General features: G+C 59.2%; 12 protein-coding genes. 4 read left to right on the plus strand and 8 right to left on the minus strand.

From position 1 onward, the window contains the following. Window positions 1-3: 3 nt before the first annotated feature. From VJ651_RS17525 to mfd, 5 genes are all read right to left on the minus strand, one after another. Window positions 4-2796, minus strand: a complete 2793-nt coding sequence (locus VJ651_RS17525; protein ID WP_324108671.1) for an EAL domain-containing protein — start codon at window positions 2794-2796, stop codon at window positions 4-6. Between the two features lies 1 nt (window position 2797). After that, complete coding sequence (locus tag VJ651_RS17530) at window positions 2798-3934, minus strand: FIST signal transduction protein (RefSeq protein WP_324108672.1); 1137 nt, start codon at window positions 3932-3934, stop codon at window positions 2798-2800. Between the two features lie 211 nt (window positions 3935-4145). Further along, window positions 4146-4508, minus strand: coding sequence for a hypothetical protein (locus VJ651_RS17535; protein WP_324108673.1), 363 nt, complete (start codon window positions 4506-4508; stop codon window positions 4146-4148). A 32-nt stretch (window positions 4509-4540) separates the two neighbouring features. Then, a complete protein-coding gene (gene serB / locus VJ651_RS17540) occupies window positions 4541-5383 on the minus strand; it encodes a phosphoserine phosphatase SerB (protein WP_324108674.1) in 843 nt (280 codons plus the stop codon). A 49-nt stretch (window positions 5384-5432) separates the two neighbouring features. Then, entirely contained in the window at window positions 5433-8879 is a 3447-nt protein-coding gene (mfd, locus tag VJ651_RS17545; RefSeq protein WP_324108675.1) for a transcription-repair coupling factor, read from the minus strand. Window positions 8880-9033: 154 nt separating this feature from the next. Here mfd and ispD point away from each other — a divergent pair, with 154 nt between their 5' ends. Together ispD and ispF are read left to right on the plus strand one after the other, a co-directional pair. Continuing rightward, window positions 9034-9732 (plus strand): 2-C-methyl-D-erythritol 4-phosphate cytidylyltransferase, encoded by a 699-nt coding sequence (gene ispD / locus VJ651_RS17550; RefSeq protein WP_324108676.1) that lies wholly within the window; start codon window positions 9034-9036, stop codon window positions 9730-9732. Next, window positions 9729-10226, plus strand: coding sequence for a 2-C-methyl-D-erythritol 2,4-cyclodiphosphate synthase (gene ispF, locus VJ651_RS17555; RefSeq protein ID WP_324108677.1), 498 nt, complete (start codon window positions 9729-9731; stop codon window positions 10224-10226). Before ispD ends, ispF begins: the two co-directional genes overlap by 4 nt. A 30-nt stretch (window positions 10227-10256) precedes the next feature. Here the strand turns inward: ispF and VJ651_RS17560 are convergent, their stop codons facing one another. Together VJ651_RS17560 and VJ651_RS17565 are read right to left on the minus strand one after the other, a co-directional pair. Beyond that, complete coding sequence (locus VJ651_RS17560) at window positions 10257-10457, minus strand: hypothetical protein (RefSeq protein WP_324108678.1); 201 nt, start codon at window positions 10455-10457, stop codon at window positions 10257-10259. 133 nt (window positions 10458-10590) lie between these two features. After that, window positions 10591-11748: an iron-containing alcohol dehydrogenase gene (locus VJ651_RS17565; RefSeq protein WP_324108679.1), complete on the minus strand. Its 1158-nt coding sequence runs from the start codon at window positions 11746-11748 to the stop codon at window positions 10591-10593. A 303-nt stretch (window positions 11749-12051) separates the two neighbouring features. On the opposite strand from VJ651_RS17565, the gene VJ651_RS17570 reads away from it, so the two are divergent. Then, entirely contained in the window at window positions 12052-12348 is a 297-nt protein-coding gene (locus VJ651_RS17570) for an encapsulin-associated ferritin-like protein (protein WP_324108680.1), read from the plus strand. A gap of 23 nt (window positions 12349-12371) precedes the next feature. Next, a complete protein-coding gene (locus VJ651_RS17575; RefSeq protein ID WP_324108681.1) occupies window positions 12372-12755 on the plus strand; it encodes a DUF488 domain-containing protein in 384 nt (127 codons plus the stop codon). Window positions 12756-12795: 40 nt separating this feature from the next. Here the strand turns inward: VJ651_RS17575 and VJ651_RS17580 are convergent, their stop codons facing one another. Continuing rightward, complete coding sequence (locus VJ651_RS17580; RefSeq protein WP_324108682.1) at window positions 12796-13974, minus strand: DUF4382 domain-containing protein; 1179 nt, start codon at window positions 13972-13974, stop codon at window positions 12796-12798. Between the last annotated feature and the right edge of the window lie 95 nt (window positions 13975-14069).

Below are 14069 nucleotides of genomic sequence, written 5' to 3' on the forward strand. Positions count from 1 at the left end.
CGCTCAGCTCGGGTCGGTCAGCACGGCGGCACCGGGCATGCGCGTCGAAGCGAATGCGAAAAAATTCTCGGGTGAGAGCGGCTTGCTGAAGTAGTTGCCCTGAATCTCGTCGCAGCCCCGCTCCCGCAGGAAATCGAGTTGCGCCGCGGTTTCAACGCCCTCGGCAACCACCTTGACCTGCATGCGCTTGGCCATGGCAATGATCGCATCCGCGATCGCGGCATCGGACAGATCTCCGGGCACGTCCTTGATGAAGGAACGATCGATCTTGATGATGTCGAGCGGGAAGTGCTTGAGGTGCGACAGCGACGAGTATCCAATGCCGAAATCGTCGATTGCAATGCTGATGCCCAGCTCGCGCAGCGCCGATAACATGTGAACAGTCTTGTCCGTGTTGTACATCATCATGCTCTCGGTAATTTCAATTTCCACCAGCGACGGATCAATGCCGATCTCACGAAGCACGCGGGCGGTGTCGGCAATCAGATTGTCGTCCGTGAACTGGCGCGCGGACAAATTGACGGCGATGCGCATCGGCGGCAAACCCTGTTGTTGCCAAGCGAGATTCTGACGACATGATTCGCGCAGAACCCATTGTGACAGCGGTACGATCAGTCCCGTCTCTTCCGCCAGCGGAATGAAATGCGCCGGCGAAATCAAGCCGAGGTCCGGATGGCGCCAGCGGACCAGTGCTTCGGCTCCGCTCACGCGTCCGTTTCTTGCATCGACCTTCGGCTGGTAATAGAGCAGCAGCTCTCCGCGTTCGATCGCGCGGCGCAGGCCGGATTCCAGGGCCAGCAGTTTGGCAGAGTAGCCATCCATATTCGCCGAATAGAACTGGAAACTGTTCTTGCCGGTTTCCTTGGCGCGATACATCGCGATGTCGGCATGCTTCATCAGCGAAAATTCATTGCGGCCATCATCCGGGAACAGGCTGATGCCGATGCTCGCCGTCATGTGGATCAGCTGCCCGTCCAGCGGATATTCCTTGACCATCGTCGCCAGAATCTTGTGCGCGATGCCTGCGACCTGGCTCGTGTCGCTTACTTCCTCGATCAGTACCACGAACTCGTCGCCGCCCAGGCGTGCTACCAGATCCTCGTGACCGAAACGCGCGACGAAATCGCTGCCATGCAGGCAGGACCCGATGCGCCGTCCCATCTCTTGCAGCAAGCGGTCGCCGGCGTTGTGCCCCAGAGTGTCGTTGACGTTCTTGAAGCGATCGAGATCGATGAACAAGACCGCGAGACGCGTGTTGTTGCGTTGCGCGTGAGCGATGGCGTGCTGGAGGTGGCGATTGAACATGGCCCGGTTGGGCAGGTCGGTCAGCGAGTCATGGTAGGCAAGGTGCTGGATATGGTTTTCCAGTTCCTTGCGCTCGGTGATGTCGCGTGCCAGGGAGAGCCAATGCTGCTGGCCGTCGATGTTGATCGGCCCCATGCGAATTTCGACTGGAAACGAAATGCCATCCTTGCGCCGATGACGGCTCTCGATCGCAATCGGCGTGCCTTTCCCTGCCTGGTTCTGCAGGTATTTCAGGTCACTCAGCGACAGGTCGGCATCGATATGCATGACCGTCATCGAAAGCAATTCTGCTCGCGTGTAACCGAGACTGTCGCAGCCGCGCTGGTTGACATCAATGATGCGTCCCTCGACGTCATGAATGTAGAAACTGTCCGATGCCTGCTCGACCACGGAGCGGAAGTGCGCTTCGCTCTCCCGCAAGGCTTGTTCGGTTTGCCTGCGCCGGAAGAATTGTCCGATGTGTCGCCCGATGAAATGCGCACTGTTCAGCATTTCTGCGTCAACGTTCTGGGTATGTTTACTGAAAAATTCCATCACCCCGATGATGTCGCCGCCGGCCTGTATCGGGAACGCGAATGCGGCGCGCAAACCGGCCTCGCACGCGGCTCCTGCACGGGGGAACTGGCTGTCGGCGGTTACATCGCTGATCCAGGCCGGTTCGCCGCGTTTCAGCACGCGTCCGATCAGGCCGCCGCATGCAGGAAGTGCAATGGTTCGCTTCGAATTGCGAAAGAAGTCTTCGACGCGCCGATTGACTATCGACCAGGCGAACGCACGCTCGAACTGGTTTTCCTGTCGTTTCAGCAGCCACAAGGCGCCGCAAGGCCAGCCGAGCGCCTCGCAGATGGTTTCGATGATGCGCGGCATGGTTTCTTCAAACACGTCGGATTCCGCCAGCAGGCGGGTCACGGTATGTTCGACGTATTGGCGCATTTCGACCTGCTTGCGCCGGGTGATATCCATGATGGTGCCGTGCAATCTGTCAACGCTCTTGTCGCGTCGAATGACCGCCTGCCCAAGGGCTCGCGCCCAACGCGTTTCGCCATTTGGCAACTGCAGGCGGAACTCGATCTCAAAGTCCTTGCCGTCATGGAGGGCGGCGTGGGCAACCTCCTCCAGGCGGGCACGATCCTGCTTTTGAACCCGTCGCAGGAATTGCCGGTAGCTCGGAGCCGGCAAGGATGCGTCCTCGCCAAAAATTCGGAAACATTCTTCCGACCAATGGCCTTTGGGCTCCCCGCGCTGGAATGACCAGTTGCCCAGGCCGGCGATTCTTTGTGCTTCTTCGAACCGGTTGTACAGCTCTTGCATTTCACGCGACGAAATGTCTTGCGTGCGCTCAATCAAATACCGCTCCTGGTCCGCCTCCGTGTAAGCACGATTGACGCGGTCAAGGAATTGCAGCCACTGTTCCTGGTCGGGTGGAACGCCGGCAAGATCGATGCCGAGCTTTTTCAGTTGCCGCAGCAGTAGTGTGTGGTTGGGGCGCACGTTATGTTTCTGCGAAGGTCGTCAAGGTCATCGTTTGGTTATGCAGATCGCAACTGCCAGTCGTGTATGGCGAGATCTCGCCATAGGAATAAAAGCCGATCTGCTGCGTGGCCGCCGGCAGGTTTTCGAGCGTGCTTTCCGTTTCTTCCTCGACACGTTCGCCGAGTACCAGTCGACGACCGACGCAACTGATCGCCGTTGCCAGCACCGGGCCGGCCACAGGGCCGCCGCGCGCCTGGTCCGCTGCCACACTCGCACCATTGACCAGTCGATCGAAATTGGCCCGCATGAGTTGCGCGAGATAGCCTTTCGGCACGTCCCCCGCAAAAATCAATGCCTGATTGGACTCGTCGACCCCAAGAATAGTGCGCACTACCTGGCGAGAATTATTCGCGTCCTTGCGAATGGAAAGCGGAAACAGCAGCCCGGTAGCCGGCAATCCGGAGGCGCGTTCGCCAAGATATTCCTTGTAGAGTTCCAGTGCGGGTTTGCCGTCCAGCTCGTACAGGATGTTGGCATTCGATCGGGTAACCCTGCGTTCGGGGCCGAAGCTGTCCCAGCCGCCACGCGAGCCATGCGTGACCCTCAGTCGGTCACCATACAGACCGACGGCGGTAATGATCCCGCTTTGCGGGCGACCATCGGAGAGAACCCAGGTGCGCTTGAACCGGTCACCGTCGCCGGCCAGGCCGCCGGTAACGATGACATCCGCTGGCAGGGCGCCATTGAGACCCTTTACCAGTTCGCTGCCATTGACGTTGAGGCCGTCCGACAGGACGAAGACGGCGCGCAGGCCGGACGGATCAAGCTGCATGGCGAGCCTTTCGGCCGCACTGCGCGACTCGCTCGCGTCTTCGATGCAGGCCGAAACCGAGGCAATGCGGCTGTGCTCAAAGCGCAGTGCCGCTACCGAGAGGCTGCGGTCGCCCACCAGCGGGCCGAAGATTTCGCCAGCGGTGGAACAACCGATGAAATGCGATTGGGGATAGGCGGAGAGCAGTTCCGCGATGGGCGACGGGGCGTCCATGTACTCCGGCGCCGCGAACACCATCAGCAGCGTACGAGGCGAATCCAGCGCGGGAAATGCATCCAGCGACCAGCCTCTCCCTGCTTGAAACGAAAACGTGCTCAACTCCATGCTGGTCTTCTCCTTGACCGCCGTCAGTGTGCCGACAACTTGAATTTTTATCAACTCATGTATGGCAACAGTCGCGCATACGCTACATATGCTTGATTCAGGTTACACCGTAAGAATGATGATTTCTAGAAATTGTTGGCAAAGAAGAGTCGGCAACTGCAGCCACGCGTTCTCGAGCCCTACGCTACGGCGCATGGTTCAAGCGGCGGCGTCAAACCGGCATTGCCTTGTTGTCATTCAGATCGAGCAAACCCTTCAGAAGCCGGTAGGCCTTCCAGATCCATACCACGCACCAGATCAGCCAGCCGATCGGCGCGCCGATCACGGTGACGAACAGGAGACCGCCGACCATCATCCAGAAAAAATACCACCAGAACGAGCGGATCTGCCATGAATGATGACTGTAGACGAAGGTGCCGGCCGTATCGCCGCGCTTGATGTAGTTGAGGATCAACGGAATCCAGGAAAATGCACCCAGGGAGAACAGAAAACTCGCGGCATGCATCAGATAAAGCCACCAGGCAAGATTCTTGGCGGATTGCAGCTTGGGATCGAACACGAGTTCCTGAACCATTCCTTCTCCTTGTGAAGCGCTTGTTTTTCAGATCAATCAAACAACGCCAAGATCCCATCCAGTCCGACAAAATTCAAGGCAACATCGGCCTGCGCGCGGACGACCGGCTTGGCGCGAAATGCGACGGACATTCCTGCGACGCGCATCATTTTCAAATCGTTGGCGCCATCGCCCATCACGATGGACTGCTTCGGAGAAATACCCAGTTCCGCGCATACGCGCTCGACCGTATTTTTCTTTTCATCACCATCGACGATACCGCCAAGCACACGTCCGGTCAGCTTGCCATCGACGATTTCCAGCTCATTTGAATGGGTGTAATCCATGCCGAGCCGGGTCTTGATGCGATCGGTAAAAAAGGTGAAACCACCGGAAACGAGCAGCGTCTTCAGGCCGGCGGCCTTGACTGCGCCAAGCATGTTCTCCGCACCGGGAGACAGCGCCAGCCGCTCGTCATACACGCGTTGCAAGGCGGAAGCATCCAGTCCCTTCAGCAGCGCGACACGGCGCGTCAGGCTTTCGCAGAATTCGATTTCGCCGCGCATCGCCGCTTCCGTGATTTCCGCCACTTGCGGTTTGAGTCCCTGCATGTCGGCGATTTCATCAATGCACTCGATGGTGATCAGTGTCGAGTCCATATCCATCGTCACCAGCTTGAAGTCCGACAGCTTGCGGCCGGGCTCGACGAAGGCATAGTCCAGCTTGGCGGCGAGGCACTCGGCATCGATGCGCTCCTTGAGTGCGTCGGTATAGCGCACGCCTTCGCAGCGAAAGGCATGCGCGGCGATCGGAACAACACGCTGCGTGTCTGCCATGCCGGCGATGCGTTCGATGGTTGGGCGGTCGGTGTTCAGGCCTTGCAGGATCAGATTCATGTTGGGCTGCTGGTTGGAACTGCTTGTTTCAGTGTTCAATAAAAAACGATCAGGGGACCAGCGAACGGATGGTCGATTTCACTTGGGTCACCCGCGCCGCCAGGTCCGGCATATTCGCCGTGATGCGCAGCTTGTCCTGGCCGTGCAGCTTGATATGGCGGTTTTTCTGGATCAGCTCGATGATGCGCATCGCATCGATGGGCGGATTCGGCTGGAATTGCAGCACGGCCGACTCCGCATGGGCATCGATTTTAACAATCCCGACCGGGATCGCGGCAATCCTCAGTCGATGGGTTTCGATCAATGCCTTGGTCGCGTCCGGAATCTTGCCGAAGCGGTCAATCAATTCTTCCTGCAGCTCGTCGATGGCTGCCTGGCTGTCGCAATTGGCGAGCCGCTTGTAGAGCGAGAGCCGCTCATGGACATCGCCGCAATAATCCTGCGGCAGCAAAGCGGGGACGTGCAGGTTGATCTCGGTAGTGGTCGCCAGCGGGGCAGCGAGATCGGGCTCCTTGCCGTTCTTGAGCGCACGCACCGCTTCGTTGAGCATGTCGGAATAGAGCTGGAAGCCGATTTCCTGCATTTCGCCTGACTGGTTCTCGCCAAGCACTTCGCCGGCGCCGCGGATTTCCAGGTCGTGCATCGCAAGATAGAAGCCGCTGCCGAGTTCTTCCATCTGCTGGATCGCTTCGAGGCGGCGTTGCGCCAGCTTGGTCAGGCCGTGCACATCGTTCACAAGCAGATAAGCGTAGGCTTGATGATGCGAGCGTCCGACACGGCCGCGCAACTGGTGCAACTGCGCCAGGCCGAACTTGTCGGCGCGATGCATGATGATCGTGTTCGCCGTCGGCACGTCGATGCCGGTTTCGATGATGGTGGTACACAGCAGGATGTTGAAGCGCTGTGCGACGAAGTCGCGCATCACCTTTTCCAGTTCGCGTTCATGCATCTGGCCGTGTGCGACAGCGATGCGCGCCTCGGGCAGTAACTCTTCCAGCATCGCCTTGCGGTTCTGGATCGTTTCGACTTCGTTATGCAGGAAATAAACCTGACCGCCGCGCTTCAACTCGCGCAGGCATGCTTCGCGGACCACCGAGTCGTCTTCGCTGCGTACGAAGGTCTTGATCGCCAGCCGTTTCTGCGGCGCGGTCGCAATGATGGAGAAATCGCGCAGGCCCTCAAGCGCCATGCCCAGCGTACGCGGTATTGGCGTTGCCGTAAGCGTCAGCACATCGACTTCCGCGCGCAATGCCTTCAGGGCTTCCTTCTGGCGCACGCCGAAACGATGTTCTTCGTCGATGATGACCAGGCCGAGGCGAGCGAATTTCACATCGTTGGACAGGAGTTTGTGGGTGCCGATTACGACGTCGATCGTGCCGTCGGCCATGCCCTTGATTGCCTGCGTGACTTCCTTGCCGGTGCGGAAGCGCGACAGCTCGGCGATTTTCACCGGCCAGTCGGCGAAACGGTCGGCAAAGGTTTGCGCATGCTGTTCAGCCAGCAGCGTGGTCGGCGCGAGAATCGCAACCTGCTTGCCGCCCATGACGGCGAGGAACGCCGCGCGCAAGGCAACTTCCGTCTTGCCGAAACCGACATCGCCGCAGATCAGGCGATCCATCGGTTTGCCGCTCGTCATGTCCTTGATGACGGCGTTGATCGCGGCGCTCTGGTCCGGTGTTTCCTCGAAGCCGAAGCTTTCCGCGAAGGCTTCGTAATCGCGGGCAGAGTACTGGAACGCGTGTCCTTGTCGCGCCGCGCGACGTGCATACAGATTGAGCAGTTCGGCCGCGGTATCGCGGATCTGCTGCGCGGCCTTGCGCTTGGCCTTTTCCCACTGTCCGGAACCGAGCACGTGCAATGGTGCGTCTTCCGGCGAGCTGCCGGAATAGCGCGAGATGACATGCAACTGCGATACCGGTACGTACAGCTTGGTATCCTTCGCGTATTCGAGATGCAGGAACTCGGTCTCGCCTTCACCCAGGTCCATGCCGAGCAGGCCCATATAGCGGCCGATGCCGTGATTCACGTGGACGACCGGGTCGCCGATTTTCAGCTCCGACAGGTCGCGCACCATGGATTCGACCTGCGTGGCGCCTTCCTGCTTTCGGCGCCCCGCACGCCGGCCGGTGCCCGCGTAAAGTTCGGTCTCGGTGATGAATGCAAGATTGCCGAGATCGGGACTGAGCTCGAATCCGGCTTGCAGCGGGGCCACGCCCAGCATCAGTTTGGCGGAGGCCGTCGCAAAGTCGGCGAAGCTCTCGCACGGCGCCAGCGTCAGGTCGTATTCATTGAAATACTGCTGCAGCGTCTCGCGCCGTCCGCTCGATTCCGCACAAATCATCACCCGCTTGTCGGTCTGCAGAAGATAGGAGCGCAGGTTGGACAGCGGGTCATCGAGACGGCGATTGACCGCGATATTCGGAATCGGTGCCGATATCTCTGATGCGGCATCGCTTGCCTGAATAATCCAGCGGCCATGCGACTTGGCCAGCGTGAAGAAATCCTCGTCCGTCAGGAACAGGCGCTCCGGCGCCAGCAGCGGACGGTCGCGGTCGGCCTTCAGGAACTTGTAGCGCGACTGCGTATCGTTCCAGAAACGCTTGATCGCTCCCTCGATCTCGCCGACCAGCGCAAACATGGTTTGGTCCGGCAGGTACTGAAACAAGGTCGCCGTCTCTTCGAAGAAGAGCGGCAGATAGTATTCAATTCCGGCCGGAGCGATGCCGTTGCCGATGTCCTTGTAGATCGGTGAGCGGGACGGATCTCCCTCGAACTCCTCGCGCCAGCGGCTGCGAAACGCGGTGCGCGCGGCTTCATCCATCGGAAACTCCCGACCGGGCAGCAGGCGTACCTCGCGCACCGGATACAGGGAACGTTGCGTATCGGCATCGAAGGTGCGGATCGTTTCGATCGTGTCACCGAACAGGTCCAGGCGGTAGGGCAGGGCCGAACCCATCGGGAACAAATCGATGAGGCCGCCACGCACCGAATATTCGCCGGGCGACATCACCTGGCTGACGTGGGTATAGCCGGCCAGGGTCAGCTGTGCTTTGAGTTGCGCCTCGTCCAGCTTTTCGCCCTGCTTGAAAAAAAAGGTATAGGCGGCCAGAAAGGAGGGCGGCGCCATGCGCAGCAGAGCCGTCGTGGCAGGAACCAGGAGCACGTCGCATTGCCCGGTACGGACTTCGTGCAGCGTCGCCAGGCGCTCGGAAACCAGATCCTGATGCGGCGAAAACGCGTCGTACGGCAGGGTTTCCCAGTCCGGCAGCATATGGCAGCGCAATTCTGCGCCTTCCTTGTTGCCGAACCATGGAATTTCGGCCAGCAAGCGCTGCGCGTCCGTCGCGCTGGCGACCACGACCGCGAGCATGCGCTGCTGCGATTTCAATTCGCTTGCGGCCTGGGCCAGCACAAATGCGTCCGAGGAGCCGTGCACGGCTGGCAATGCAAAGCGGTTTCCAGGTTTGGGAAGGGATTTTTTTAGATCGAATGACATCACGTTACGACATCTGAAATGTCATAGGGTCAGAAGTTGCCTGTCCGGACTGCGTTTCGGCGAGCTTCGACTGTGAGAAAATATGTCGAGATTATAAACTATGACTCTCGCGGGCCGCCGGATTGCCGTTCTCCCGCCATTTTGCAGAAAAAACATGACCTCCCCACGTTTCTTTGCCCTCATCCCTGCCGCCGGAGCCGGTGCCCGGATGGGTGCCGAGTGCCCGAAACAATACATGCCGCTCGCCGGCAAGCTGATGCTCATGCATGTGCTCGATACCTTTGCCGGTTCCTCGCAGATCGCGCATACCTATGTCGTGGTCAGCGCGGAAGACGGCTATATCGACGACGCACTCTCGGGGGCGAGGCATCTCGCCGATCGGGTGACGGTCATTTACAAGGGCGGCCCGACCCGTCACAAGTCAGTCTTGAACGGATTGCTGGCGATGCGCGAGCAGGTCCGGGATGAGGACTGGGTGCTGGTGCATGACGCTGCGCGTCCCGGGCTGACTGAGGGTTTGATTGAACGCCTGATCGCCGGCGTGCAGTCGGATGAGGTCGGCGGCCTGCTGGCCTTGCCGATCGTCGATACGCTCAAACGCAGCGATGCGGCCGGGCGCGTGGTGGCTACCGTGACTCGCGACGGCCTGTGGGCCGCGCAGACGCCGCAGATGTTTCGCTACGCGCTGTTGCAGCGCGCCTTGCAACAGGCGACGGAGGTGACCGACGAGGCCAGCGCCGTCGAAGCGCTGGGTCTCAAGCCAAAGCTGGTCGAAGGCAGCCCCCGCAATTTCAAGGTCACCTTGCCGCATGATGTTGCGCTGGCCGAACTGCATTTGAAAGGAACAGCATGAGCTTTTTGCCCGCGATCCCGTTTCGTATCGGACAAGGCTATGACTGTCATGCGCTGGTACCGGGGCGCCGGCTCGTCATCGGCGGTGTGAACATTCCGCATGCAACGGGACTGCTCGGTCACTCCGATGCCGACGTTCTGTTGCACGCGATTACGGATGCGATTCTAGGCGCGGCGGGCTTGGGCGATATCGGCCGCCATTTCCCCGATACGGACGAGCGCTTTGCGGGCGCCGATTCGCGCGTGCTGCTGCGCGAAGCCTGCAAACGCGTAGGCGCAGCCGGCTATGCGGTCGGCAACATAGATGCCACCATCATTGCGCAAGCACCGAAAATGGCACCTTATATCGAAAAAATGGTTGCCAACGTCGCCGGCGATCTCGATGTGCCGTCGACGCAGGTCAACATCAAGGCCAAAACCAACGAGAAGCTTGGCTTTCTTGGTCGCGAAGAGGGCATTGCCGCCGAAGCGGTCGCGTTGATTTACCGGAAGTGATGCCGCATCAACACGGCCGGAGCGTCGGGCCTAGCCGCCGCCGATGCCGTGGATGACGCGGCCCGTTCCTTCACAGTTCGGGCATTCGCTCCCGTCTTTTCTGACCCCGGTTCCGCCGCATACTTCGCATAAATCTTCGCCGGTCCCCGGTGTTCCGGGCATGGCTTCGTCGCCGGGTTTCAGATGGGCGGCGGGTTTCGCCGGCGGATTGGTAGATGGTGTCGTGGGCATGAAATCTCCTGAAGCGCGAACGGCATGAAGCCATTCAAGCTTCATGCCGTCGATGCATGGACTTCCGTGAATCGGTAGATTGCCCGGCTTTCAAGAAGTTCAAGCACAAAACTTCACTCTGAACCTGTCCGGTTCAAATACTGAGCTCCAGCACTTTCCTGCTGACATCCAGAGTGACGTCGCGCAGTTCCCCAAGCGTCACCATCTGATGGTCGCCGAGTTGCTTCAGGATGGTTTCGATATTTTGTGCGCCGAGCTTGTAATCGGAGAGACGCGTCTTCACCCCCATTTGCTCGAAGAAATCCTGCGTGCGTTTGATTGCCTCCTCGATGCGCGCATCCTCGTCGCCCTCGGTAATATTCCACACGCGCCTGGCATACTGCAGCAGTTTCGCGCGCTTGCTGTCCTTGCGGACGCGCAGCATGCTCGGAAGCACGATCGCCAGCGTTTGTGCATGATCCAGGCCGTAGAGCGCGGTCAGTTCGTGGCCCACCATATGGGTCGCCCAGTCCTGGGGAACGCCGGCACCGATCAGGCCGTTCAAGGCCAGCGTGGCGCACCACATGATGTTGGCGCGCACATCATAATCGTCCGGCGTGGCGAGCGCCTTCGGACCTTCTTCGATCAAGGTCTGCAGCAGTCCCTCGGCAAAGCGGTCCTGTATCGGTGAGTTGACCGGGTAGGTCACGTATTGCTCCATGATGTGCGCGAATGCGTCGACCACGCCATTGCCGATCTGCCTCACGGGAAGCGTGAAGGTCTTGCTCGGATCCAGAATGGAAAATGCCGGAAAGAGCAGCTTGCTGGAAAAAGGCAGCTTGGCTTGCAGTGATTTGCGCGTGACGACCGAGCCGTTATTCATTTCCGATCCGGTCGCGGGCAGGGTAAGGATTGCGCCGAACGGCAAGGCCTGCGTGACGTTCCGTCCTCGGTTTTCAAGAATTGCCCACGGGTCGCCTTCGAAATGGACGGCCGCCGCGACGAACTTGGTGCCGTCGATTACCGAGCCGCCGCCGACCGCGAGCAGGAAGTCGAGTTTTTCCTTGCGCACCAGTTCAACGGCCTGCATCAGCGTTTCATAGCTGGGATTGGGTTCGATCCCGGAAAATTCGCGCACTGTCCGTCCGGCTAGCGCTGACATGACTTCATCAAATACGCCGTTGCTCTTGATGCTGCCGCCGCCATACAGCACGAGCACGCGGGCGCCGTCGGGCACAACTTTGGACAAATCGGCGATGCGGCCTTTCCCGAACAGTATCCGCGTTGGATTGTAGAAGTCGAAGTTGAGCATGGGAAATCTCTTTCAGTGGAATTGGGGTGTCTCAAGCGGATAATAATTATCGGACAAGCTTTTTTCACTTCAGTTTGCCTCGATCGAATTATGACAGCTCGGTTATTATTGTGCAGACAAGGCGCCTGCTGCTTCAGCAGGAGCAAGCCTTGTGAATTGACACCATGATTGGTTCTGCCGAAGCTTCGCATTGAATTTGCCAATTTGAGCTTTGCCTTGCGGCGTTTGACAATGCGAACAAGATGTCCGACCGGATAGATGCACGAATGGCGCGAACACAATCCATGACACCCAGGAGCAATAATGGCAAACGAGGGCTACCACGAATCGCTTGAAAAACTCAGTCCACAGACAATGGATATGCATCGCGCGATCACTTCGCTGATGGAAGAACTGGAGGCCGTCGACTGGTACAACCAGCGCGTCGACGCCGCGACCGATCCGGACCTGAAGCGCATCCTGGAGCACAACCGCGACGAGGAAAAGGAGCATGCGGCGATGGTCCTGGAATGGATCCGCCGGAGAGACCCGAAAATGGATCAGGAACTGCGAGAGATCTTGTTCAAGGACGGCGACATTGCCGGCCATCATGACGACTAAATTGCGCGAATCGGAACGAAGCCATGACATCAACAATCAAGGTGAAGTCGGCATATGAGCCGGCCGATGACAAGGACGGCACGCGGATTCTGGTTGATCGCCTTTGGCCGCGTGGCATCACGAAGGAAAAGCTGGCTATCGCATACTGGTCGAAGGCGATCGCCCCTTCGACTGAACTGCGCAAATGGTACGGACATGATCCGCAGAAATGGGAAGAGTTTTGCGAGCGATATCGGCGGGAGCTTGACGGGAATCCGGACGGCGTGGAGGAACTGCTCCATCACTTGAAATCGACCGTCACTACCTTTTTGTTCAGCAGCAAGGAGCACAAGCTCAATAATGCCGTCGCCTTGCGCGACTATCTTCAGCAGACGCATCCGAAGAGCATAAAAAAGCCCCGCACTTAAATGCGGGGCTTTTTGCTTGTTGTCGCGATCGGTATTGCGATCAGGGCACGAGTGCGAAATCCTTCGTCACGTCCGCCGTGCCAACATCCGCATTGAAGGTTTGCGTTGCGAAGCCGGTTGCCGATGCTTCAAGTACATATTTCCCGGCAAGGCTGGCATCGGCTGCAAGCGTGATCGGCAGTGTGCCGAACTTGCCGAGCAGCGGCGCGGCAACCGGTACCGACATGGCGTAAGCACCGCTGGTCAAATCGGCGGCCTTGAAGGCGACTTCCACCTTCGGCCCGCCAGACGCATAGGTCTGCGTTGACCGGACCGTTGCCTGCGCCGTGGTCGGCGTCGCGATGCCGCTGATGGTGCGCATGGCCGATGTGGCCAGAGTGATGGGCGCCGTGCTGGTGCTGACGGGGGTTGTCGTGCCGGTCGTTACCGGCACGCCGGTAATTGCGGCAGTCGTACGGCCATCAGCGGTGATGACGACCACATAGCCGGTCGAACTTGCCGGCAGCGGCGACAGGTTGAACGAGCCGCTTGTATCCGGCGTCGTCGATTTCACCACGACGCCGTTTTGCTGTGCACTGACGACAGGCTTGGTCAGGCCGGCCGGAAGGAAACCGCTGATGCCACCGCTGGTGATTTGCGGTATCACGCTGATGACCGGCTTCAGCGAGTAGCTGCCGTTGCCTCGGCTGACGATGGACTTACAGGCATCGAAGTCGAGCACGAGATCGACCTGGGCATCCGCTGCAACATCGAATTCATGATTAAGCTTGATGCCGGTCTGCACGGCGCTGGGGGTGACAAGCGCAATTTCGGTCGTGCTGCCTTCGGCGACGACGGAGTTCGCCACCGGTGCGGTTGAACTGTTGGGGGCGAGCACCAGGCGCACTTGCGTGTAATGCCCGGCTGGCAGCGTAGTCTTGCCGAGATCTTGCAAGACGCCATTGGTCAGGGTCAGAAGATTTATCTTGCGTGCCGGGTTCAGCGTGATGTCCTGCCATCCACTATCGGTTTCCGTTGCCGTGGCACTCTGGTGCACACGCACTTTCGAGACTGTCACGTTGACCTGGTCGAAGCCGCAGGACGGTGCATCGGTCAGCGAAACTTGCAAGGTGCCGGACCCCGCGCTGGCACCGCCGCCACCTCCACATGCCGAAAGCAGGGCGGCGAGTCCAATCGCCGAGGGCAGGGCAAGGGCACGAAAGAATTGTTGGGCGTACATGTTTTCTCCTTGGCAATAAAAGGCCATCGGAATACATTCCCCGAACGATGGCCTCTATAGAGAGGACTGTATGTCGCGGAAACGCTTATGAGAAG

The sequence above is a fragment of the Noviherbaspirillum sp. genome (assembly GCF_035254865.1).
Lineage (GTDB): Bacteria > Pseudomonadota > Gammaproteobacteria > Burkholderiales > Burkholderiaceae_D > Noviherbaspirillum.